The sequence below is a fragment of the Saccharothrix sp. DSM 118769 genome, from assembly GCF_052936295.1.
Window position 1 is genome coordinate 5,356,745 of record NZ_CP193627.1, and the last position, 22,743, is coordinate 5,379,487.

The window sequence follows — 22,743 nt, forward strand, 5'->3', positions numbered from 1 at the left end:
GCTCACGAGGGGCTTGCTCAGCGCTCCCCGAGCTGCCACTCGGGCCGCACGTAGTGGCAGGTGTACCCGTTGGGGTAGCGCTCCAGGTAGTCCTGGTGCTCCGGCTCGGCCTCCCAGAAGTCACCGGCCTGGGTCACCTCGGTCACCACCGGGGCCGGCCACTTGCCCGAGGCGTCCACGTCGGCGATGGTCGCCTCCGCGACCTCCTTCTGCGCCTCGCCGTCGTAGAAGATCGCCGAGCGGTAGCTGAGGCCGATGTCGTTGCCCTGCCGGTTGCGCGTCGTCGGGTCGTGGACCTGGAAGAAGAACTCCAGGACCTGCCGGTAGCTCAATTGCTCGGGGTCGAAGACGATCTCGATGGCCTCGGCGTGGGTGCCGTGGTTGCGGTAGGTCGCGTTGGGGACGTCACCCCCCGTGTACCCCACCCTGGTGGAGATGACGCCGGGGTGGCGGCGGAACAGGTCTTGCATGCCCCAGAAACACCCGCCCGCGAGGACGGCCTTCTCGCTCGCAGTGGCCACGTGGTCGCTCCGCTCCTCGGTCTCGTTCGTACCTGACCAGGTCAACGCTCCCACGTCCCCGGGTCATCCCCGAACCGGGTGTGATCCACACCCGGTTCGCCCCCTATACCGCCCGGCGCGGAATCGGCAACGGCCGGAGGTCGGGTTCCGGGCGACCGGCCGCCGCTATCACCCGTTCGGCTCGCGACCGAACAGGGTGGTCCGTCCGCGATGCCGCCCCCCAACGGGCTACCGCACGCCAAGGTGATGGTGCAGCGGGACGAGTCCAGGACCCGCCGGGGGGATTAACCGCCGCGTTCGCCGGGCACCTGCCGGGTGGACGCGCGACACGCGCGCCCGAGGTCGGCACGACCGGGCACGCGGCCCTCCAGCGCACCACCGGCCGGGCGCGGCCGGGAGCGACGAGCGGAGGAGGTGCTGATCCACCCGGTCACGTGATCCGTACTCCTCGACGGGATCTCCACCCCCGAGAGGCGTCCGGTCCCCGTAGGACGTGCACCGGGACGCAGGTCCCGCGGAAGGAGAGGACATCGCGCCGGTTCCCGCCGGTGCCGCGAAACCCGTGCCGCTAGGAGGCTTTCGTTGCCTGCCGTGACCGCCTACGGGCTCGACTACTCCGCACGCGAGCTGTCGCCCGCCGAGATCGACGACTACAACCGACGCACACCGAACCAGCCGATCAGCTTCCTGATCAGGTACATCGGCTACCCCGGCAACCGCAAGTGCATCTCCGCCTACCCCGGCGCGCTGCGGGCGCACGAGGCCGGCGGGCGGGTCGTGCTGCTGGTGCACCAGATCGGCTACACCGACTTCCACGGCGGCCGGGCCGCCGGCCGGGCGCACGCGAACACGGCGTGGGCCGACGCGAGGGCGCAGGGCTACCCCGACACCAGACCGATCTTCTTCGCCTTCGACCGGTGGCTGTCGGGCAACCCGCAGGCGGGGCCGCTGACGCTCGGGCAGGTGTGGGACTACCTCCAGGGCGCCATCGACGTGCTCGGCTTCGACCGGGTGGGCCTGTACGGCTTCTTCGACGTGGTCCACCCGGCGGTGCGCGAGGGGCGCGTGCGCTGGACGTGGCTGTGCGGCGCGGAGTCGAACGTGATCGACGGGGTGTCGTTCTACCAGTGGAACAACGGCCGGGTGTACCCCGGTGGGCTGGAGTGCGACCTCAACAAGGCGTACGTGGACCTGTCGACCCTTGGAGGAGAAGACATGAACGTGTGGGACCTGGTCGGGTTCCGGCCCAACCGCAACCAGAACCTGTGGGACGGGTTGGAGCAGATCCAGCAGAACCAGGCGGTGCACACCGAACTGCTGGCGGCGATCGTGAACGACCCGGACATCACGCCCGAGGCGCTGGACGCCGTCGTGGACAAGGCGGTGGCCAAGCACACGCCGACGGCGGAGCAGGTGGCGCTGACGCAGCTGCCGCACCTCCAGGCCGCCGTGCGCGAGGTGCTCGGCGAGGGGTCCGAGGACAAGGCCGACGAGATCGTCGTCAAGCTGGTCCAGCGGCTGACCGCCGAGCAGGACGGCGAGCAGGACGGCGAGCAGGACCGCACCGGCCGCCGCTGACAGCGGCGGCCGGTGCCGACACCGGTCCGGGGGCGGTGGGTACGACGCCCGCCGCCCCCGGACCGGGCGCCTCAGGGTGCGGCCAGCGCGTGGTCCAGGGACGGGTGCACCACCAGCAGCTCGTCGAGCCCGCTGAGCTGCACCGAGCGCAGCGCGGGCGTCGTGTCGCCCGCCACCACGCGCAGCGCGGTGTCCGGCAGCGCCTGGTCGTGCGCGGCGATCAGGGCGGCCAGGCCCGCCGAGGCGAGCAGGTCCACCCCGCGCAGGTCGACGACGATCACGCCCGGCCGGTCGTCCAGCGCCGTGTCGAGCACCTCGCGCAGCCGCGGCGCGGTCGCCTGGTCCAGCTCGCCGACCACGGTCACGACGACGGCGTCGGTGAGGCTCTCCACGTCGAGCCGGAAGGGCCGCGGTGCGGGGTGTTGCGTCGAGGCGTGCACGGTGTGGTCGCCTTTCGTCCGGGGTCACGGCCCGCGGCCCGCCCACCCGGTGGCCCACGGACCGCAACCCCCATCGTCACCCGGCGGGCCCCGTCCCGCCATTCAGCGGCACGCGCGGCCCCCTCGGGCGGCCACCCGGCCGGACCCACCCCGCCGGGGTAGGCCATCCGGGTCACAGCGGTGCTCCGCAGGACGCAACGGGTGCGCACGGGGCAGGATTGGGTCGTGCAAGATCACGACCCGGGCGGCTACGACGCGTTCCTCTCCTGCGGCCATTCGGACGGTGACCGGATCGCCCCGGCGCTCCGGCGCGAGCTCCAGCGCATCGCGAGGCCCTGGCACCGGCGGCGGGCGCTGCGCGTGTTCCTGGACCGGTCCGGCCTCGACGCGGACCCCGACCTGTGGTCGGCGGTCACCCCGTCGCTGAGCGGGTCGCGCCACTTCGTGCTGCTGGCCTCGCCGGAGGCGGCGGCCTCGCCGGCGGTGGGTCGCGAGGTCGCGTTCTGGCGGGCGCGGCACGGGCACGACCGGTTCCTGATCGCGCTGACCGGCGGCGAGGTCGCGTGGGGCGACGGCGACTTCGACTGGGGACGCACCACGGCCCTGCCGGAGCAGCTGAGGGGCTGGTTCACCGCCGAACCGCCGTGGGTGGACCTGCGCTGGGCGGCGGGGAGCCCGGACCCGGCCGCCGACCCCCGCTTCCGCGCCGCCGCGGGCGCGCTGGCCGCCGCCGTGCACGGGGTGCCCGAGGAGGTGCTCGACGCCGAGGACGCCCGGCGGCACCGGCTGGTCGCGCGCCTGCGCCGGGCCGCGGTCGTCGGTGCGGCGCTGCTCGCCGTGGTGGCCGTGGTCCTCGGCGTCACGGCCCACCGCCGGCACCAGGACGCCGTGACCAGGGCCGCGGCGCTCGACCTGGTGGCCCGGGGCGCGGCCGTCGGCAGCGCGGACCCGGACCTGTCGCGGCTGCTCGCCGTGGCCGCGTGGCGGCTCGACCCGACGCCCCGGGCCCGCGCCGGGCTGGTCGACGCGCTCGTGCGGCCCGACCTGTGGACCCGCGAGGTGCCGGACGTGCGGGCGCTGTCCGGGGACGGGGCGACCGTCGCCGGGGTGCGGGACGGCGCGGTGCGGCTGGCGGCCACCCGCACCGGTGACGCGATCGGCGACCCGGTCACCGGGGCCGACGGCGTGCGGGCCGTCGCCCTGAGCGGGGACGGCCGCGTGCTCGCCGTCGCCGCCGACGACGGGGTGCGGCTGTGGGACACGACCCGGCGCGAGCCGCTGACCGGGCCGTTCGCCGCCTCGGGCACGCCGCTGCTCAGCCGGGGCGGCGGCGTGCTGGCCGTGGCGGGCGCGACCTCGGTGACCCTGTGGGACGCGGTGACCGGCGGACCGCTCGGCGAGGTGCCCGGTGTGCCCGCGTCGGTCGCGCTGAGCCCGGACGGCGGCCTCCTCGCGGTCGGCGGCGAGGACGGCTCCGTGCGGCTGTGGGACGTGCGGTCCGGCGTGCCCGGCGAGCCGCTGACCGGGCCCGCCGGACCGGTGCGGGCGCTCGCGTTCGGCCCGGACGGCGGCGTGCTGGCCGGCGGTGGCGAGGACCGCGCGGTGCGGGTGTGGCGGGTGGCCGACCGCTCCCCCGTCGGCACGCCGCTGGACGCCGGCGCGCCCGTGCGCGCGGTGGCGTTCAGCCCGGACGGCCGCACGCTCGCCGCGGGTGCCGGCGACGGCGCGGTGCGGCTGTGGGACGCGGTCGCGCGGCAGCCGCTCGGCGACCCGCTCACCGGCCACGCGACGCGGGTGGCGTCGCTGGCGTTCGCCGCGGACGGCCGGACGCTCACCACCACCGACGAGGGCGGCACGGCGCGCGGCTGGTCGGTGGCGGACCGGGTCGACGAGGGCGTGGGGTTCCCCGGCGAACCGGGCCCCATCGGCGTGGTCGAGTACCTCCCGGACGGCCGCACGGTCGTGGCGGGCACCCGCGCCGGTCAGGTCCACCTGTGGGACGCGGCCACCCGCGAGCCGATCTCCCCGCCGCTGACCGGGAACGTCGGCCGGGTCTACTCGATCTCGCCGAGCCCGGACGGCCGGACGCTGCTCGTCGTGGACGAGGGCGGCGCGGTGCGGCTGTGGGACGTGGCCGGGCGCCGGCAGACCGGCCAGCTGACCGAGGCGGGCACCGGGTACCCGGCCTACGCGGTGTTCAGCCCGGACGGCCGCACCATCGCCGTCGGCGAGGACGGGGCCGTGCGGCTGTGGGACGCGGAGACCCTCGACCAGCTCGGCGACCCGCTCGACGCGGGCACCACGTCCGTGCGCACGGTCGCGTTCAGCCCGGACGGCCGCACGCTCGCCGCCGCGGGCCACGGCGGCCCGGTCCGGCTGTGGGACGCCGCGACCCGCGAACCGCGCGGCGACCTGCGCGCCGACGCCGACGACGCGCTCACCGCCATCGCGTTCAGCCCGGACGGCCGCACCCTGGCCACCAGCGGCGTCGACGGCTCGGTCGCGCTGTGGGACACCGCCGAGCGCACCCGCCTGGGCGAGCCGTTCGGGCGGGGCGAGGGCGAGGTCGTCTTCGAGGTGGCCTTCAGCCCGGACGGCCGCACCCTGGCGACCGCGGGCACCGGCGTGCGCCTGTGGGACGTGCCCTCCCGCCGCCCGCTGGGCGTGCTGCGCGCCTACGCCATCGCCGTCGCGTTCAGCCCGGACGGCCGCGAGCTGGCGACCGGCGAGTCCCGGCTGCGCGCGTTCGGCGTGCCGAGGACCGACGACCCGGCCGCCGACCTGTGCCGCCGCGCGGGCCGCTCGCTGACGCGGGACGAGTGGGCGGCCCACGTCCCCGACGTCCCGTTCCGCGAGGTGTGCCCGTGAACCGGACCGGTGGGCGGCGGGTGCGCTCTCGACCGGTGCCGCGGGATCGGGGTGCTCGTGGCCAGCCCCGTCCGCCTCAGGGACCGTCGACCACCGACAGGGCGGGCACGGCGACCGGCCCGAACCGCGGCACCGGCCAGACCCGCCGCCACACCACGCCGGTGAGGTCGGACTCGGGCACGAACCCGTAGTTGCGCGAGTCGGTCGACACGGTCGGGTTGTCGCCCAGCACGAAGTACCGGCCGGGCGGCACCTCGGCGACGCCCTCGGTCCCGCCCTTGCCGTCGGGGCCGCAGCACACGCCGGGGTCGCCGGGGCCGCGCGCGACGGACATCCACTCGCCGGACGCGGGCCGCACGAGGACGTCCGCGCCGGTGATCCGCACCTGGTCGCCGGGTACGGCGATGACGCGCCGGACGACCTCGACGCCACCACCGGGTTGACGGAGGGTCACGACGTCGAGGCGCTGCGGAGCGCCGTCGAGGGCCAGGACCCGATCCCCCGAACGCAGGTCGGGGTACATGCTGTCGCCGGACACCGGCGAGGACAGCGCGAACACCGCCAGGGCGGCGGCCAGCAGCAGGGAAACCCCTCCGCCGAGCACCGCGGCGACCAGTCGTCCGCGCACCCGCCACCCCCTCCGCCACAGGCCGGACGGCCTCGTCCACCCCCGTCCGGGGGCGGTGAAAACTCACGCACGGTAACGCACCGGGAGCGGGTCGACGGGCACGAAGAGGTATCGGTACCCAGCGGCACGGCGGTGACGCGCTGCGTGACGCGTCGGCGGCCGGACCGGTGGTGCGGGGTCCGCGGCGCGCGCGGACCCCGCACCACCGGTCAGCGGCCGACCTCCTGGACGGCCCAGTCGGCGACCGCCGCGTAGTAGTCCCGCGCGTTGGGCGCGAGGTTGATGGAGTGCCCGTAGCCCGGCAGCACGTAGGTCCGCAGCGGCGCCCGGAAGTACGGCGCCTCCGCGGCGTGGACCGACGAGGCCGACGAGCAGTCCGTGGCGAGCAGCCCGCACACCGCCGCGTCCCGCGCGCCCACGGCGGACAGCACCGGCACGTTGATCAGCAGGCTGTACGGCAGCAGCACGGCCACGCCGAGCCCGTCCGCGGCCTCGGCCGGGGAGAAGACGTCCTTCGTCCTCTCCTCCACCGACATGACGTCCGACACGAGCGGGCCGGGCGCGTGGAAGCTGTCGTAGCGGCTGCCGGGGGCGGTGGTCAGGTAGCCGAGCGGGTGCAGCAGGCCGAACTTCGGGTCGAGGTTGGCGGGTCGGAAGTTCGCGAACGCCGCCGCGACACCGGCCGGGTTGACCGCGTGCGTCATGCCGGTGAGCAGCACGCCGTCCACGTCCTGGTAGGTGCCCGCCTCGACGACGCTGATCGCCGCGCCGAGCGAGTGACCGCCGATGACCACCCGTCCGAACCGGGGGCCGTACGCGCCGGACCGCAGACCTTGCACGACCTGGTGCACGGCGTCGGCCTGGGTGAACGCGGTGAGCGTGGCGGCGAGCGGTTTGGAGCTGCGGCCGGTGCCGAGCCGGTCGACGGCGAACGTGGCGAACCCGGCGGCGTTCTGCGCGGCGCGGAACGAGTGCCTGCCGTCGGGGAAGTCCCAGTAGGAGCTGTTGTAGGTGGCGCCGGGGATCAGCACCTGGACGGTGGTGGCGCCACCGGCCGGCGTGCACAGCGTGCCGTGCAGCACCTCGCGCTGGGCGAGGACGGTCACCGGTGCGTCGACGGGGCGGCACGCGGGACCGGCTTCGGCGGAGGCCGACGTCAGCGACGACGCCACCACGAGCGCGACCAGACCGGCGGCGAGTGAGTACCGCAAGGAGGACTACCTCCAGTTCATCGGGGACGGGACAGGACGGTCATCGGCAGCCGGTTGGGGTACAGCAGGCCGATCACCCTGGGGCGCACGGGTTTCCCCGGCACGGGTGCGAGCCGCCAGCGGGCGGCGAGGGTGGCGGTCGCGATCGCGACCTCCAGGTGCGCGAACGCGTGCCCCGGGCAGTGGTGCAGGCCGCCGGCGAACGGCACGTACGCGCCCTTGGGCAGGGCGTCGGCGCGCTCGGGCAGCCAGCGGTCGGGGTCGAAGCGCTCCGGGTCTGCGTGGTAGCGCGGGTCGTGGTGCAGGGCGTGCGGGCTGAGGCCGACCTCGGTGCCCGCGGGCAGGTCGACGCCGCCCAGCGAGACGGCGGTGTTGGTGCGGCGCAGCGTCAGCCACAGCGGGTAGGCGCGCAGCACCTCGGTGACGACGCGGCGCAGGTGCGGCATGCGCGCGACGTCGTCGGCGGTGGCGACGGGCCGTCCGGCCAGCACCTCGTCCACCTCGGCGTGCACCCGCCGCTCGACGTCGGGGTTCCGGGCGAGTTCGTGGAACAGCCAGGACAGGGTGATCCCGGTGGTCTCCGTGCCCGCGGTGAGCAGGGTGACCACCTCGTCGCGGACCTGCCGGCGGCTCATCGGCTCGCCGGTGACCCCGTCGCGCGCGGACAGCAGCGCCGAGAGCAGGTCCTGCCGCTCGCCGCGCGCGGAGTCGACCACGTCGTCCACGACGCGGTGCACGTGGGCGAGGGCCTCGTCGAACCGGCGGTTGGCGGGGACGGGCAGCCGCTCCAGCACGGCCGGGGACAGGGCGCGCGCCACGCCGAGCCGGATCAGGACGGGGACGTGCGCGCGCACCTCGGCGGCGACCCCGGGACCGAATTCCCGGGAGAACAGCGTGCGGCCCACCACGGAGATCGCGAAATCCTGCATCACCTCGTCGAGGGCGACGACCTGTCCAGGTCGCCAGGAATTCGCCAGGTCGGACGCCAATTCGCCCATCATCCCCGAATACACCCGCAGCGGTCCGCGATGGAACGCGGGTTGGATCATCCGACGTTGTCTCCGGTAGAATTCACCATTGGTGCTGACCAGGCCATCACCGAACACACCGCGCAGTTTGTCGACGAAGACGCCCTTGTCGAACCGGTCCGTCTCGGCGGTGAGCACCTGGTGCGCCAACTCGGCCGTGGTCACGAAGTAGACGGGGAGTTTTCCCAGGTAGACCCGCACGACGGGACCACGTGATCGCAGTTTCGCGGTGAACGCCAGGCGTTGTCCCAGCAGGGCCGCGGTGTGCCCGAGCAGGGGTAACCGCCCCGGAGCCGCGGGGGGCTCGCGTTTTCCGCCGGATTTCGCGTCCGCCGTCATCGGCGCACCGCTCCTCGACTCGACGCACCGGTTCCGGCCGGTGGTGGACGGCGTGCACTCTATGCGCCGTTCGGACGTCGGCGGCATCACGCGTTAGAGTTAACTTGATGGATCGGCTGGTGCCTGACAGCCACACGGGGTTGGATATCGTCGTCCAGTTCCGACCCCCGAGCGTGACATTGCCGGAGAACAGATGAACGACCTGGACTGGGTCCCCGAGGGTGTGGACACCACCGTGCCGAGCATCGCGCGGACCTACGACTACCTGCTGGGCGGTGCCCACAACCTGGCGGTGGACCGGGCGATGGCGGAGAGGGTGGTCGCCGCCCTGCCCGGCGCGCGCGACCTGGTCCGGCTGAACCGGGCGTTCCTGCGCCGCGCGGTCGCCCACCTCGTCGAGAGCGGCGTGCGCCAGTTCCTCGACATCGGCTCGGGCATCCCGACCGTGGGCAACGTCCACGAGGTCGCGCGGGCGCTCTGCCCGGACGCCCGGGTCGTCTACGTCGACAAGGACCCGGTGGCCGTCGCGCACAGCCGCCTGCTGCTCGCCGACGACGACCGGACCGCGGCCGTGCAGGCCGACCTGCGCGAGCCCGACGACCTGCTGGGCAGGCCCGAGGTCACCGGGCTGCTGGACCTCGACGAGCCGGTCGGCCTGCTGATGCTGCTGGTCGTGCACTTCCTGACCCCCGACGAGCGGCCCGCGCGGCTGCTCGCCCGCTACCGCGACCGGCTGCCCGCCGGCAGCTACCAGGTGATCTCGCACGCGACGGCCGACGACCGGGCCGAGACCATGCGCCGCGCGGCGGACCAGGTGCGCCGCAGCAGGGCCGAGGACAACCTGGTCTACCGCACCCACGAGGAGGTGTCGGAGTTGTTCGACGGCTACGACCTGGTCGAGCCCGGTGTCGTCGGCTGCGCCCTGTGGCGCCCGGCGGGCGTCGGGGACATCGCCGACCGGGCCGAGGACAACACCCAGGTGTGGGTGGGCGTCGGGCGCAAGCCGGCGTCGCCGGACGCGAGCCGGTGACCGGGGCAGCCGGGATGACCGCTCCACTCCCCCTGGACGCGGACGGGCTGCGCGCCCGGACGAGGCTCGCCAAGAAGTGGGCCTACCTGCTCGGTTCCCGGACGTTCGTCCCGATGACCGCCGTCGAGCTCGAACGGCACCTGCTCGGCCTGGTGGAGCGGCTGTGCGCGGGTGTCGCGACCGAGGCGCTGGCGGGCCGCGCGGGCCGCGAGGTGGGCGCCGGGCTGGTCGGCCTGAACTGCACCACCGCGGACGCGCTCCAGGTGTCGATGGAGGCCGTGGCCAAGGGCCTGCTCGGCATGGCCTCGCTCGCCCCGGCCGACCGGATCGCGGAGCGCGTCGCGAACGTGACCGCCGCGCTGGCCGCCGGCTTCGCGGACCGGGTCAGGACGAGCACGCTGGAGCAGCAGGAGCAGCTCGGCCGCTCGATGTACCGGGCGATGCGGCAGTCGCAGGCCGAGCTGGAGGTGCTGCGCGCCAAGCAGGACATCGTGGAGGAGCACACCTCCACCGGTCTCGCGGTCGCCGACCACGAGGGCGTGCTGGTGGAGGCCAACGCCGCGCTGGCGCGGATCGTGGACCGCCCGCCCGCGGAGCTGGTGGGCCTCGGGCTGGTCGACCTCGCGCACCCCGACGGGCGGGTGGCCCTGCGCGCCGACCTGGCCGAGCTGGTGGAGGGCAACACGGAGGCCATCACGCAGCCGCACCAGCTGCTGCGCGGCGACGGCGAACCGGCGTGGGTGGTGCTCACGCTCGCGCCGCTGCGCCAGGCGGACGGCTCGCGGCGGGTCGTGGTGCTCGCCGAGGACGCCACCGACGTGAACCTGCTCCAGGGCCAGCTCAACAACCAGGCGCTGCACGACGTGCTGACCAGGCTGCCCAACCGGCAGTTCTTCACCAGCAGGCTGGAGCAGGCGCTGCGGACCGCCGACCCGAGCTACGGCGTGAGCGTCTACCACCTCGACCTCGACGGCTTCTCCCGCATCACGGGCGGGTTGGGCCGCCGGGTCGGCGACCACGTGCTCAAGGTCGTCGCCGGCCGGTTGCAGGACCTGGTGGCCGGGGAGAACGCGATGGTGGCGCGGTTCGGGCACGACGAGTTCGCGATCCTGGTGGAGAACACGGCGAGCACGCCGGACGTGGTGAGCACCGTCCGGCGCGTCAACGACCTGCTGTCCGCGCCGTTCACCTCGGGGGGCAACCGGGTCGCGGTGTCGGCGACGATCGGCGTCGTGCACCGCCCGCCGCGCGACTCGTCGCCGCTGGACCTGCTCGACTCGGCGGACCTGACGCTGCGCCGCGCCCGGGAGAGCGGGCGGCGGCAGTGGGAGCTGGCCGACCCGGCGCAGGACGGCCGCGACCGGCGCACGTTCAGCCTGGCCGCGACGATGCCGGGCGCGTGGGAGCACGGCGAGCTGGAGCTGCTCTACCGACCGGTGGTGCGCCTGGCCGACGGCGAGGTCGAGTCCGCCGACGTGCTGCTGCGGTGGGACCACCCGAGGCTGGGCGAGGTGCCGCACGAGCAGTGCCTGGCACTGGCCGACGACACCGGCCTGATCGTGCCGCTGGGCGCGTGGGTGCTGCGCGAGGCGTGCGGGCAGGCCCGGGCGTGGCGCGAGGAGCTGGGCCGGGACGTGCCGGTGCGCTGGGCGCTGACGGCGGGCCAGGCCGCGGACTCCGACCTGGTGGGCGTGGTGCGCGAGGCGCTGGCCGACACCGCGCTCGCGCCGTCGTCGCTGCGGCTCGGCGCGCCCGCGGAGGCGTTGTTCGGCGGTCGCGGCGAGGCGGCGGACAACCTGGAGGTCCTCGCCGAGGGCGGGGTGGGCGTCGAGGTGGAGGACTTCACCGCCGCGCCCGGCGACCTGGTGCGGGTGGTCGAGGGGCTGTCGGTGCGCGCGGTGCGGGTGCCGCAGTCCGCCGCCGCCGAACCGGCGTCGGCGGTGTCCCGCGCGCTGGCGGGGGTGCTGGGGGTGGTGCGCGACGCCGGCCTCGGCCTGACCGCGACCGGCGTCACGACACCCGAACAGGCCCGGTGGTGGCGGGAGGTGGGTGCGGACACCGCGTCCGGTCCCCTGTTCTCCCCCGCCGGTCCACCGGACGCGATCACCCGATAGCGCAAGTCAAGGCAGGCGCTGTCGGGGAACCCGTGGCCAGGAAGCCGAAGGTGGTGCTCTCCCCCGGCTTCACGGCGGCGTTCCAGGCCAGGTTGGTGGCCGTGGCGGTGGTGCCGCTGGTGGTGATGCCCGCGCTCCACCGCGCGTCGATCCGCTGGCCCTCGCCGAGCTGCCAGGTCACCGCCCACCCGTTCGACGGGGCGTTCTCGGCGTGGCGCAGGGTGACCTCGGCGTGGTAGCCGCTGCCCCACCGGGCGACCACGCGCATGGTCGCGGTGCAGTCGCCGGGGGTGCGCTTGAAGTCGGGCAGCTCGTCGAGCGTGATCACGCCGGGGTCGTGGTAGACGCGGCGCACGAAGTCGAGCGGGTTGGTCACGCCGTCCTGGATGAACGAACCGGACCAGGTGACGAACCAGCTCCACCGGGCCTCGTAGGCGCGCACCAGCTCCGGGTCCGGGATGGACCCGACCTCGCCGAGCGCGACGAGCTTGCGGTCCCCGCCCAGCTCGACCAGCCGCTCGTAGGGGCCGATGACGGGGCCGTGGTCGCCCACCGGCGGGTAGGAGTCCACGCTCACCACGTCGACGACGTCGTCACCCGGGTACCACTCGGGCGCGACCGAGTTCCACACCCAGACCAGGTTGTGCAGGCCGTGGTGGCGCACCAGCCGGTCGTACAGGACCCGGTACAGCGCCTTGGCGGGCTCGGGTCCCTTGGCGCCCCACCAGAACCAGCCGCCCTCGGCCTCGTGCAGCGGTCGCCACAGCACCGGCACGTTCGCGTCGGCGAGGCGCTTGAGCTGCACGGCGATGGCGTCGATGTCGCGGATCAGCAGGCCGTGGTCGGTGGAGGCGGGGTCGGCGAGCGCGGCGGCCACGTCGAACGTCGTCGCGTCGGTGTAGAAGCCGCGCCACCACTCCTTGCCCGGCTGGTCGATCAGGCCGGACGGGGCGTTCCAGTGCCAGGCCAGGGTGACGATGCCGCCGCGGGCGTCGTAGGCGAGGGCTTGGTCGACGTCGCGGCCCGTCGTCCCGCGCTCGACCCGGCTGGGCGAGTAGTCCATCAGGTCGAGGCCCGCGATGGCCGGGGCCTTGCCGGTGTTCTGCTCGACCCAGTCGATGCTCGGCTGGTCCTGCTGGCCGGAGAGGGTCTTCTCGCCGTAGTTGTCGGCGAGGTAGCGCATGAGGCCCTTGGCGGCGGGGGTGGCGGCCGGGTCGGTCAGGGCGCCGGTCACCCCGTGCGGTCCGCGCGGCGCGCTGGGCGTCACCCGGATCGAGTCGATCAGGTACCAGCCCCAGTTGTTGGTGATGGTGACGGTGTTGTCGCCCTCGCTCAGCAGCACCTTGCCCGCGGCGATGCCGGTGAACGTCGGGTTCTCCGGGAACGCCACGTCGCCGAGGCCGGCGCCGTTGAGCGACAGCGACGCGGTCTTCGGGCCGTAGGGCGTGGCGTAGGAGATCGACAGGTCGTGCAGGCCGCCGGGGCTGTCCGGGACGGTGATGGTGACGTGGTCGGTCGCGGCGTCGAAGCCCGCGACGTAGCCGCGGCCGGAGAAACCCGGCACGGTGGACTCGACGACCGTGCCGGACAGCTCGCCGTCCTCGGCCTCGTGCGTGCCCGGCGCGGGCGGGGCGCTCGGCGTGAGGCTGATGGCGTCGACCAGGTACCAGCCCCACCCGGTGCCGAAGGTGACCGTGTTGTCGCCCTCGACGAGCTGGAGCTTCGCGCCGGTCGCCTCGGTGAACCCGGCGCTCTCGGCCAGCGGCACCTCGCCCACCGGGCTGCCGTTGAGCGACAGCGCGGCGTTCTTCGGGCCGTGCGGGGCGGCGTAGCGGACGGTCAGGTCGTGCAGGCCGCCCGGGCTGTCCGGCACGGTGATGGTCAGCGCGTCGGCGGGCTCGTCGAACCCGGCCACGTAGCCGGCGCCGGAGAAGCCCTCGACGGTCGACTCCACGACGGTGCCGGAGAGGGTCCCGTCCTCGGCCTCCAGCCACGGGCCGGGCGCCGCGGCGGCGGTCGCGGGCACCGCGAGCGTCGACGCCATCAGCGTGACGAGCAGCAACAACCTCACGTCGTGTGGTCCCTTCACCGTCGTTGGCAGGGGCACTGGCCGCGTCCATCGTTCTGGGAGCGCTCCCAGAAGCATAGGGTGCGCGGCCCGATAGACAAAGGGGGTCCTTCGGCGGGGGTGCTGCGCGCCGCCGCCGGCCTGCGGGCCGCAGCCGCCGACCTGGCGGGCCGCAGCCGCCGGCTGGGCGACGACGCCGAACGCACCCGCGAGGCGGTCACCGCCCGCATCCGCGACACCCTGCGCAGGCGCGACGCGCGCCACCCCGACCTCGCGGCCCACCCGCGGGGGACCGTGTCGACCGGTGCGTCGTGCGCCTGCCCGGGGCACGAGCGCTTCCGCCTGCGGCGCCGCGGCCGGCGGGCCGCCCGCCCACCGGCCGCGCGCCCCGCGTCACTTGCGGTTGTAGAGCCTCATCGTCCAGGTGCCGAACACGACCGTGAACGCCACGCCGTAGCCCAGCGTCCACAGCAGCGCACCGCCGTCGAAGCCGCCCGCCATCAGCGAGCGCACCGCGTCCACCAGCTTGGTCACCGGGTTGACGTTGACGAACGCCTGCAACCACCCCGGCATCGTGGTCGGCACGACGTAGACGTTGGACAGGAACGTCAGCGGGAACAGCACGAGCATGCTCACGCCCATCACGGACTTCTCGCTGCGCAGCAGCAGGCCGAACGTCGTCCAGATCCAGGAGAACGCGAACGAGAACGCCACCAGCACGGCCACGCCGAGCACCACGCCGACGACCCCGCCGCCGGGCCGGAACCCGAGGACCAGGCCGACGACCACGATGGTGGTGGACGCCAGCACGTAGCGCAGCAGGTCGCCGAGGATGTAGCCGACCATCGGCGCGGGCCGCCAGATCGGCAGCGTGCGGAACCGGTCGAACACGCCCTTCTCGATGTCGGTGTTCACCGCGACGCCCGTGTACATGGTGATCATCACGACGCTGGTGACCGTGATGCCGGGCAGCAGGTACTGGAGGTACTCCCCCGGCGAGCCCGCCAGCGCGCCGCCGAACAGGTAGGTGAACATCAGGACCATCATGATCGGGAACGCGGTCACGTCGAAGAGCTGCTCGGGCACGTGCTTGATCTTCAGCACGGCCCGCCAGCCGAACGTGAGCGACGCGGACAGCGCGCCGGGCGGGGGCGGGCGCTCGGTCTCCAGCAGGACCGCCGCGAGGTCCTCGGGCTTGGGCGCGGCCAGGAGCTCGGCTTCGTCGGTGACGGTCACGCCGCCGCCCCCTTCGCGTTCTTGTCGGTCAGGGCCAGGAAGACCTCGTCGAGGCTGGGCTGGCCGAGGGAGAAGTTGTCGACGGTGATGCCCTCGCGGGCGAGCCGCCCGAGCGCCTCGGCGGCCTGCTCGGTGGCGCGGCCGGTGAGCCGCGCGGTGAGGGCGACCGGGTCGTGGTCGAGCAGCACCTCGGCGTCCAGCGCGGCGACGAGGACCTCCCGGGCGCGGGGCCGCTGGTCGGCGTCGCGCAGCCGCAGGTGCACCGTGCCCGCGCCGACGGACGCCTTCAGCTCGCCCTTGGTGCCCTCGGCGATGACCTTTCCCCGGTCGACGACCGCGATGCGGGAGGCGAGCTGGTCGGCCTCGTCGAGGTACTGGGTGGTCAGCAGCACGGTGGTGCCGTGCGCGACGACCGCGCGGACGATGTCCCACACCTGGTTGCGGCTGCGCGGGTCCAGCCCCGTGGTGGGTTCGTCGAGGAACAGCAGCTTCGGGGTGTTGAGGATGCTGGCGGCGATGTCGAGCCGGCGGCGCATCCCGCCCGAGTAGTGCTTGACCTGCTTGGCCGCGGCCTCGCCCAGGCCGAACGCGTCGAGCAGCCGCGCGGCGCGCCGCCGGGCGTGGGCGCGGCCGTGGCCGAGCAGCCTGCCCAGCAGCACCAGGTTCTCGGTGCCGGTCAGGTCCTCGTCGACGGAGGCGTACTGGCCGGTGAGGCTGACGAGCCGCCGCACCGCGTCCGGGTCGGCGCGCACGTCGTGGCCGAACACCCGCGCCTCCCCCTCGTCGGGCCTGAGCAGGGTGGCGAGCACGCGGACCGTGGTGGTCTTGCCCGCGCCGTTGGGGCCCAGCAGCCCGTACACCGCGCCGGCGGGGACGGTCAGGTCCACGCCGTCCACGGCGCGGGTGTCCCCGAACACCTTGACCAGTCCCGATGTCTCGATGGCGTTCACAGTGGTCCTTCCTCGGCGGACGTGCGGTCGGCGGCGGCGCCGTCGTCCACTGTCATGACGTGCGTTCCGGTGAAAACTGATCGGAGCCGCTCGACGACGCGGGCGCCCTCACCCCTGAGGCGCGAGACGGCCCGCCAGATCGGGTCTGGCGGGCCGCGAGGTGGACCGGGAGTGGCACGGGAGGGCCGTCAGATGCGGCAGGTGTCCAGGGAGCTGACCAGGATGGCGCGGGCGCCCACGCGCCACAGCTCGTCCATGATGAACGGCGCGTCGTCGCGCGGCACGAGGGAGCGCACCGCGACCCAGCCCTCGCGGGCCAGCGGCGAGACCGTGGGCGACTCGATGCCCGGCACGAGCTTGAACGCCTCCTCCTGGGCCTCGACGGGGCAGTCGAAGTCGAGGATGACGTAGCGGCGGGCGATGAGCACGCCCTGGAGGCGGCGGTGCAGGATCTCGACGGCGCGCACCGCCTCGGGGGTCTCGGCGACCGTGTCGCCCTGGATCAGGACGGCCTCGGACTTGAGGATCGGCGAGCCGAACGTCTCCAGGCCGGAGGTCTTGAGGGTGATGCCGGTCTCCACCACGTCGGCGATCGCGTCGGCGACGCCCAGCTCGACGGCGGTCTCGACCGCGCCGTCCAACCGCACCAGGTGGGCCTTGAGGCCCAGCTCGTCGAGGTGCTGCTTGACCAGGTTCGGGTAGCTGGTGGCGATCCGCCTGCCCTCCAGGCCGGACGCGTCCTCGATGCCGCCCGGCTTCGAGGCGAAGTAGAACTTGGCCCGGCCGAAGCCCAGCGGGAGGATCTCCTTCGCGGACACCGTGGAGTCGAGCAGCAGATCGCGACCGGTGATGCCGACGTCGAGCGAACCCTCGCCGACGTAGACCGCGATGTCGCGGGGCCGCAGGAAAAAGAACTGAACGTCATTTGCCGGGTCCGCCACGATCAGCTCACGGCCGGACCTGTTCACCCGGTACCCCGCTTCGGCCAGCATTTGGGCCGCGGGAGCACTCAACGAACCCTTGTTGGGCAGGGCGAAGCGAAGAGGAGCCATGGCGCGCAGTCTCCCACACCGGGCCCCCCTTCCCCGTTCCGGGGATGCCCCCCGCGACCGGGTATGCGCAGGTGTCCCACGGTGTGGAAGGAGCGGGGAACGGTCCCCGGACCGCTGTTCCGGACTTCCGACCGGCGAATTGCGCAATCGCGTCGTGGCGCGGTCGACAGCGGTCATTCGCCGGGCGTTCACCCGCGCCGGCAAAGCCCGGCCGGACTCGTCCCACCTGATCGGGGGAACGCGCGGGGACGTTTCCGGCCGGTGACCGGGTAACCGCGCCGGGGCGGGGCCGGTGGGGCGGCGACAATGGCCGGGCCGGGCGGGCGCGGGTGGTCAGTTCGACCACCAGGTCGCGCGGGCGACCACCTCGAAGCCGAGCGAGTCGTAGAGCGCGCGGCCCTGCTCGGTCGCGGTGAGGGTGGCCGGCACGGGGTCGGCGAGCACGGCGTGCAGCAGCGACCGGGCGACGCCGCGGGAGCGGTGGCCGGGCAGCGTCGCCAGCCAGTACACGCCGCGCGCGTGGTGGGCGTCGACGGTGAGGCACGCGCCGGCCGGTTCGCCGTCGCGCCACGCCAGGTGCAGCGCCACGCCGTCGGTGTCGAGCAGGGCGGCGGGCAGCGCGCCGCCGGGCGGGAAGCCGGGCAGCGGGAAGCCGTCGACGACGACGCGCTCGACCAGGGCCGCCTCGGCGGGGGTGCGCACCGGCGTGACCACCGCGGCGGGCGGCGGCACGGGCCGGGCGTGGCGGAGCATCACCGGCAGGTGCTCGGCGGTCAGGCCGAGGGCGGCGCCGTCGACGGTGGAGAACGGGTCCTCGACCCGCACCCGCGACCGCGCCGCCTCGACCAGCAGGGCCAGTTCGGCGAGGTCGTCGGGGTCCGGGTCGGGCCGCAGCAGCAGCACCCGCAGCAGGGGCGGCCCGGACACCGCGAGGAAACCGGGCCGCGTCACGAGGTCGTGCCCGCGCGCACGGGCCAGCGCGGTGTTCAGGACGACGGCGTTGCGCACCGCCAGGTGCAGCGAGGCGGACATGGTCGCACCCTATGCGCCGCCCCCACCGGTGATCGAATCCGTTCCGGCGCGGGGCGGCGCGGTGGGCGTGCCGTCGGCGGCGGTGCTGTCGGCGGCGGTGCTGTCGACGGCGGTGCTGTCGGCGGCGGTGCTGTCGACGGCGGTGCTGTCGACGGTGGTGCTGTCGACGGTGGTCAGCGGCCGGCGAGGAGCTGGTCGAACGGCACGAAGTCCTCGCCGGTCCGCTTCGCGGCGACGGGCCGCCCGGTGAGCAGGTCCGCCAGCTCGCCCGCGGCGCGGTCGATGCGACCGGGCAGGCCCTCCGCGCCCCAGTCCGACGACGCCGCGTACACGCCGGTCGGCAGCACGACCGCCTTCAGGTAGGCGAACAGCGGGCGCAGCGCGTGGTCGAGCACCAGCGAGTGCCGCTCGCTGCCGCCGGTCGCCCCGATGAGCACCGGCTTGCCCGCCAGCGAGTCGGGGTCCAGCACGTCCACGAAGGACTTGAACAGCCCGCTGTAGGAGGCGTTGAACGTCGGGGTCACCGCGATCAGCGCGTCGGCCTCCACCACGTCCGCCACCGCCGCGCGCAGCCGCGCGCTCGGGAAACCGGTGACGAGGTTGTCGGCCACGTCCCGGGCCAGGTCCCGCAGGTGCGCGGTGCGCACCTGCGAGCCCGGCAGGAGCCGCTGGGTCGCCGCGGCCAGCCGGCCGGCGAGCAGCTCGGTGGACGACGGGGAGCCGAGCCCCGCGTGCACCACGGCCAGGGTCGTCATCACGCGTCCGCCTTCACGCCGAGCAGGGACCGGTGGGTGGGCGCCTCGGGCACGTCGGCGGGGCGGCCGACGGCGAACTCGCGGCGCAGGGTGGGCAGGATCTCGCCGAGCATGTCCAGCTGCTCCAGCACGGTCTTGAGCGGCAGGCCCGCGTGGTCGACCAGGAACAGCTGGCGCTGGTAGTCGCCGAAGTGCTCGCGGAAGGTCAGCGTCTTCTCGACCACCTGCTCCGGGCTGCCCACGGTCAGCGGCGTCTGGGAGGTGAACTCCTCCAGCGACGGCCCGTGGCCGTAGACGGGGGCGTTGTCGAAGTAGGGCCGGAACTCGCTGACCGCGTCCTGGGAGTTGCGGCGCATGAACACCTGGCCGCCGAGCCCGACGATCGCCTGGTGGGCGGCGCCGTGGCCGTGGTGCTCGAAGCGCTCGCGGTAGAACGCGATCAGCCGCTGGAAGTGCTCCTTGGGCCAGAAGATGTGGTTGGCGAAGAAGCCGTCGCCGTAGTACGCGGCCTGCTCGGCGATCTGCGGGCTGCGGATCGAGCCGTGCCACACGAACGGCGGCACGCCGTCGAGCGGGCGCGGCGTCGCGGTGAAGGACTGGAGCGGGGTGCGGTGCTTGCCCTCCCAGTCGACCACGTCCTCGCGCCACAGCCTGCGCAGCAGGGCGTAGTTCTCGATGGCGAGGTCGATGCCGTCGCGGATGTCCTTGCCGAACCACGGGTACACCGGGCCCGTGTTGCCGCGCCCCATGATCAGGTCGACCCGGCCGTCGGCCAGGTGCTGGAGCATGGCGTAGTCCTCGGCGATCTTCACCGGGTCGTTGGTGGTGATCAGGGTGGTGGCGGTCGACAGGATCAGCTTCTCGGTCCGGGCCGCGATCCAGCCGAGCATGGTCGTCGGCGAGGACGGCACGAACGGCGGGTTGTGGTGCTCGCCGGTCGCGAAGACGTCCAGGCCGACCTCCTCGGCCTTGAGCGCGATCGTGACCATGGCCTTGATGCGCTCGGCCTCGGTCGGCGTCCGGCCCGTGGTCGGGTCGGGCGTCACGTCGCCGACGGTGAAGACACCGAACTGCATGACCACCACTCCTCAAGTGATTGCACTTTCAACTATCTTGGTCAACCGTACCCGGTGATCCGCTATTCCGTCCTTGCCGGGTGGCGCGGACCACGCCAAGGTGGGTGTTCACACCAACCGCGGGGACGTCGTTCGGGGGGAAGGCACGGTGCACGAGCTGGTCCGGCGCGCCGCCGGGATCGTCCCGGTCCTGCGCGCGCACGCCGACTGGGGCGACCGGCACCGCCGACTGCACGACGAGGCGCTGGGGGCGATGGCCGACGCCGGCGTGCTGCGGATGCGCGTCGCCGCCGAGCACGGCGGCGAGGAGGCCGACCTCGCCACCGTCGTGCGGGTCATCGCCGAGCTGGCCCGCGGCGACGGGTCGGCGGCCTGGACCGCCGCCGTGTGGACCGTGTCCGCCTGGGTCGCGGGACGGTTCCCCGAAGCCGTCCGCCAGGAGGTCTTCGCCAAACCCGACGCGCGGGTCACCGGCATCCTCAGCCCCACCGCCACCGCCGCACCCGCCCCCGGCGGGGTGCTGGTCAACGGCCGCTGGGCGTTCACCACCGGCGCGCAGCACAGCGACTGGACCGTCGTCGCCGCCGTGCGCACCACCGACGCCCGCCCCGTCGTGCTCGCCGTGCCCACCGCGGACCTCACCGCCCTCGACGACTGGCACACCACCGGCCTGCGCGCCACCGGCAGCGTCACCACCGTCGCCGACGGCGTGTTCGTCCCCGCCGAACGCGTCCTCGACCTCGACCCGCTGCTCGCGGGCGACCCCGACGCGACCACCCCCATGTTCCGCGCCCCCTTCGCCGTCGCGGCCTGCGCGACCGTCGGCGCGCCCGCCGCCGGCCTGGCGCGCGGGGCCGTCCAGGCGCACCCCGACGCACCCCGGGCGCGGGAGGCGACCGTGCTCGCCGACGAGGCCGAGTTCCACGCCCACCGGGCCGCCGACGCGGTCGACCGCAAGTCCGCCACCACCCGACCGTGGACCCCCGAGGACCGCACCCGCGTGCGCCGCGACCTCGGCGAGGCGTGCCTGCGCGCGAAGGACGCCGCCGACGTGCTCGGCCCCGGCGACGACGTCCTGCACCGCGTGCGGCGCGACGTGCACGCCCTGAGCCTGCACGCCGTGCTGCACCCCAACGCGAGCCTGGACCGGTACGGCGAGGTCCTCCAGGCGCGCTAGCCGTCCTCGGCGGGCGGCCCAACCGGTAACGCGCCGTTGTGAAAGCCCGACAGCAGCGCTGACAGCACGCACCGGTTCCGCTTGGGGAGAAGATGAACCGATTACGCAGCAAGCTCATCGCGAGCGCGGCCACCGTCGTCGCGCTCACGGCGGCGGTGACGGGGGCGCTCGCCGCCCCGGCCGCCGCCGACCCGCCCGTGCCCACCGAACTCACCGCCACCGTCGACCTGACCACCGTCGACCTCGGCCAGAACGTGTCGATCACCGGCACGATCAGGAAGCTGACCGAGACCGGCTGGGTCGACGTGCCCGGCGCGCACATCCACGCCCGCCACTGCGCCGACCCCTCGTGCTCCACGTCCTGGGGCGGCGCGTCCACGCTGTCGCAGCCCGGCGGGTGGCGGATCGGCACCGCACCACCCAGGACCGGCTTCTACCGGGTGACCTTCCAGGCCTGGAACTCGCCCGCGACCTCCGACCTGGCGGTGGCGGTCGTCGACGTCCCCCAGGTCAACGTGCTCCAACCCACGAACAACAGCACCATCACCGCCGCTCGCCAACCCTCCGGCGACGTGCGGTTCTACGCCGCCCTCGGCTTCCCGTCCTACGTCCTGCCACCCACCGTCCCCGTGGCGCGCGTCGAGTTCTCCACCGACAACACCACCTGGACCACCGCGGCCACCGTGACGGCCCGCTACTTCCACAACGGCACCTACGTCTACGAGGCGTACGTGACCGAACCCCTGTCCGGCTACTGGCGCGGCGTCTACGACGGCCTGCCGACCGCCGCGAAGGCGTCCACCACCGGCGCCACCCACGTGACCTGACCGCTCCGCACGGCTCCGGCCCCGTGACGCTCCGGTCCCCGCCAGGCCCCGGCCTCCGCAAGGGCCGGGGCGTCACACCTCCAGCGCCTCCAGCGCCGCCCACTGCGCCGTCGCCACCGCCACCACCGTGCCGTCCGCCGCGTAGATCGAGGTCAGCGTGTTCGCCACCGGCCCCACCCGCTGCACCTGCCGCGCGACCACCACGTGCGGCTCACCCACCCTCGGCGGCACGAGCACGTCCGCCGCCATCCGCGTCAACGCCATCGGCTCGTCCGTCGCCCAGCTCGCCGGGCAGTCCAGGACCGCCCACACCACCTCCGGCGAGTTCTCCACCGGCACCCACGGGCACGCCACCGCGTTCGGCCCCACCGGCCCCGGCGCCAGCAGCAGGCCGTCCACGCTCTCCGGCCCGCACACGAAGCACGACGGGAACGGGTGCCCCTCCCGGCCGAGGAACTCCTCCACCGCCCGGTCCGCCTCCAGCCCGCTCACCGGCGGCGCCGGCGGGATCGTCTCGGCCGTGGTCGTCATCGTCGCGACCACCTCCTCGCCGAACACCAGCACCGCCTGGTCCGGCCCCGCCTCCAGCCGCATCGGCAGCTCCAGCGGCGCGGGCGCCACCAGCGTCACCACCGCCGTGCCCGCCATCGGGGCGGCCGTGGCCAGCAGACCGCACGTGTAGCCGCCGTGGGCCGTGTCCGCCGCGCCGCCGAACCGGGCCGGGACCAGCACTTCGCTCTCGGTGATCACACCCTGAGGTGCCCGCAACGGCGGCCGTCCACACCTGTGGCCGACCGCCGTCCCCGGCCCGGG

General features: G+C 74.3%; 19 protein-coding genes. 6 read left to right on the forward strand and 13 right to left on the reverse strand.

Annotated elements, in window-relative coordinates; genetic code table 11:
- Positions 1-17 precede the first annotated feature (17 nt).
- On the reverse strand, positions 18-521 hold the full coding sequence (gene msrA / locus ACRAKJ_RS22925) for a peptide-methionine (S)-S-oxide reductase MsrA (protein ID WP_438925368.1): 504 nt from the start codon (positions 519-521) through the stop codon (positions 18-20).
- Between the two features lie 591 nt (positions 522-1,112).
- Here msrA and ACRAKJ_RS22930 point away from each other — a divergent pair.
- Complete coding sequence (locus ACRAKJ_RS22930) at positions 1,113-2,099, forward strand: glycoside hydrolase domain-containing protein (protein ID WP_447009106.1); 987 nt, start codon at positions 1,113-1,115, stop codon at positions 2,097-2,099.
- A 71-nt stretch (positions 2,100-2,170) separates the two neighbouring features.
- Here the strand turns inward: ACRAKJ_RS22930 and ACRAKJ_RS22935 are convergent, their stop codons facing one another.
- Positions 2,171-2,539, reverse strand: a complete 369-nt coding sequence (locus ACRAKJ_RS22935) for an anti-sigma factor antagonist (RefSeq protein WP_438927017.1) — start codon at positions 2,537-2,539, stop codon at positions 2,171-2,173.
- Positions 2,540-2,764: 225 nt separating this feature from the next.
- Here ACRAKJ_RS22935 and ACRAKJ_RS22940 point away from each other — a divergent pair, with 225 nt between their 5' ends.
- Positions 2,765-5,407 (forward strand): outer membrane protein assembly factor BamB family protein, encoded by a 2,643-nt coding sequence (locus tag ACRAKJ_RS22940; RefSeq protein WP_438927018.1) that lies wholly within the window; start codon positions 2,765-2,767, stop codon positions 5,405-5,407.
- A 76-nt stretch (positions 5,408-5,483) separates the two neighbouring features.
- Here ACRAKJ_RS22940 and lepB read toward each other — a convergent pair whose 3' ends face one another.
- From lepB to ACRAKJ_RS22955, 3 genes are all read right to left on the reverse strand, one after another.
- Positions 5,484-6,035 (reverse strand): signal peptidase I, encoded by a 552-nt coding sequence (lepB, locus tag ACRAKJ_RS22945; RefSeq protein ID WP_438927019.1) that lies wholly within the window; start codon positions 6,033-6,035, stop codon positions 5,484-5,486.
- Between the two features lie 209 nt (positions 6,036-6,244).
- Entirely contained in the window at positions 6,245-7,246 is a 1,002-nt protein-coding gene (locus ACRAKJ_RS22950) for an alpha/beta hydrolase (RefSeq protein WP_447008651.1), read from the reverse strand.
- Between the two features lie 17 nt (positions 7,247-7,263).
- Positions 7,264-8,613: a cytochrome P450 gene (locus tag ACRAKJ_RS22955; protein ID WP_438926774.1), complete on the reverse strand. Its 1,350-nt coding sequence runs from the start codon at positions 8,611-8,613 to the stop codon at positions 7,264-7,266.
- Positions 8,614-8,806: 193 nt separating this feature from the next.
- Between ACRAKJ_RS22955 and ACRAKJ_RS22960 the strand changes: the two genes are divergently transcribed.
- Both ACRAKJ_RS22960 and ACRAKJ_RS22965 read left to right on the forward strand, forming a co-directional pair.
- Entirely contained in the window at positions 8,807-9,643 is an 837-nt protein-coding gene (locus tag ACRAKJ_RS22960; RefSeq protein ID WP_438926775.1) for an SAM-dependent methyltransferase, read from the forward strand.
- Positions 9,644-9,657: 14 nt separating this feature from the next.
- The gene (locus ACRAKJ_RS22965) at positions 9,658-11,757 is read left to right on the forward strand and encodes an EAL domain-containing protein (protein WP_438926776.1); all 2,100 of its coding nucleotides are present in this window, start codon (positions 9,658-9,660) and stop codon (positions 11,755-11,757) included.
- Here ACRAKJ_RS22965 and ACRAKJ_RS22970 read toward each other — a convergent pair.
- From ACRAKJ_RS22970 to ACRAKJ_RS23000, 7 genes are all read right to left on the reverse strand, one after another.
- A complete protein-coding gene (locus tag ACRAKJ_RS22970; RefSeq protein ID WP_438926777.1) occupies positions 11,747-13,828 on the reverse strand; it encodes a glycosyl hydrolase in 2,082 nt (693 codons plus the stop codon). The two genes, ACRAKJ_RS22965 and ACRAKJ_RS22970, sit on opposite strands and share 11 nt — an antisense overlap.
- Before the next feature lie 390 nt (positions 13,829-14,218).
- Positions 14,219-15,061 carry an ABC transporter permease gene (locus ACRAKJ_RS22975; protein WP_447008652.1) on the reverse strand — a complete coding sequence of 281 codons (843 nt, stop codon included), beginning with the start codon at positions 15,059-15,061 and terminating at the stop codon, positions 14,219-14,221.
- The gene (locus ACRAKJ_RS22980; protein ID WP_438926992.1) at positions 15,058-16,011 is read right to left on the reverse strand and encodes an ATP-binding cassette domain-containing protein; all 954 of its coding nucleotides are present in this window, start codon (positions 16,009-16,011) and stop codon (positions 15,058-15,060) included. Before ACRAKJ_RS22980 ends, ACRAKJ_RS22975 begins: the two co-directional genes overlap by 4 nt.
- Positions 16,012-16,199: 188 nt before the next feature.
- Entirely contained in the window at positions 16,200-17,063 is an 864-nt protein-coding gene (gene hisG / locus ACRAKJ_RS22985; protein WP_438926993.1) for an ATP phosphoribosyltransferase, read from the reverse strand.
- 333 nt (positions 17,064-17,396) lie between these two features.
- Complete coding sequence (locus ACRAKJ_RS22990) at positions 17,397-18,095, reverse strand: GNAT family N-acetyltransferase (protein WP_438926994.1); 699 nt, start codon at positions 18,093-18,095, stop codon at positions 17,397-17,399.
- Between the two features lie 173 nt (positions 18,096-18,268).
- Positions 18,269-18,850 (reverse strand): FMN reductase, encoded by a 582-nt coding sequence (locus tag ACRAKJ_RS22995; protein ID WP_447008653.1) that lies wholly within the window; start codon positions 18,848-18,850, stop codon positions 18,269-18,271.
- On the reverse strand, positions 18,850-19,926 hold the full coding sequence (locus ACRAKJ_RS23000; RefSeq protein WP_438923723.1) for a CE1758 family FMN-dependent luciferase-like monooxygenase: 1,077 nt from the start codon (positions 19,924-19,926) through the stop codon (positions 18,850-18,852). Before ACRAKJ_RS23000 ends, ACRAKJ_RS22995 begins: the two co-directional genes overlap by 1 nt.
- A 148-nt stretch (positions 19,927-20,074) precedes the next feature.
- Here ACRAKJ_RS23000 and ACRAKJ_RS23005 point away from each other — a divergent pair, with 148 nt between their 5' ends.
- Together ACRAKJ_RS23005 and ACRAKJ_RS23010 are read left to right on the forward strand one after the other, a co-directional pair.
- Positions 20,075-21,103 carry an acyl-CoA dehydrogenase family protein gene (locus ACRAKJ_RS23005; protein WP_438923724.1) on the forward strand — a complete coding sequence of 343 codons (1,029 nt, stop codon included), beginning with the start codon at positions 20,075-20,077 and terminating at the stop codon, positions 21,101-21,103.
- Between the two features lie 92 nt (positions 21,104-21,195).
- Complete coding sequence (locus tag ACRAKJ_RS23010; RefSeq protein ID WP_438923725.1) at positions 21,196-21,930, forward strand: hypothetical protein; 735 nt, start codon at positions 21,196-21,198, stop codon at positions 21,928-21,930.
- A gap of 72 nt (positions 21,931-22,002) precedes the next feature.
- On the opposite strand, the gene ACRAKJ_RS23015 is transcribed toward ACRAKJ_RS23010, so the two are convergent.
- Positions 22,003-22,680, reverse strand: a complete 678-nt coding sequence (locus tag ACRAKJ_RS23015; RefSeq protein ID WP_438923726.1) for a hypothetical protein — start codon at positions 22,678-22,680, stop codon at positions 22,003-22,005.
- Between the last annotated feature and the right edge of the window lie 63 nt (positions 22,681-22,743).

Excerpts from the sequence above, each read along its gene's own strand:
- ACRAKJ_RS22955 (WP_438926774.1), bottom strand. The coding sequence starts at position 8,613 with ATGACGGCGGACGCGAAATCCGGCGGAAAACGCGAGCCCCCCGCGGCT.
- ACRAKJ_RS22960 (WP_438926775.1), top strand. The coding sequence starts at position 8,807 with ATGAACGACCTGGACTGGGTCCCCGAGGGTGTGGACACCACCGTGCCG.
- ACRAKJ_RS22965 (WP_438926776.1), top strand. The coding sequence starts at position 9,658 with ATGACCGCTCCACTCCCCCTGGACGCGGACGGGCTGCGCGCCCGGACG.
- hisG (WP_438926993.1), bottom strand. The coding sequence starts at position 17,063 with ATGGCTCCTCTTCGCTTCGCCCTGCCCAACAAGGGTTCGTTGAGTGCT.
- ACRAKJ_RS22990 (WP_438926994.1), bottom strand. The coding sequence starts at position 18,095 with ATGTCCGCCTCGCTGCACCTGGCGGTGCGCAACGCCGTCGTCCTGAAC.
- ACRAKJ_RS22995 (WP_447008653.1), bottom strand. The coding sequence starts at position 18,850 with ATGACGACCCTGGCCGTGGTGCACGCGGGGCTCGGCTCCCCGTCGTCC.
- ACRAKJ_RS23000 (WP_438923723.1), bottom strand. The coding sequence starts at position 19,926 with ATGCAGTTCGGTGTCTTCACCGTCGGCGACGTGACGCCCGACCCGACC.
- ACRAKJ_RS23010 (WP_438923725.1), top strand. The coding sequence starts at position 21,196 with ATGAACCGATTACGCAGCAAGCTCATCGCGAGCGCGGCCACCGTCGTC.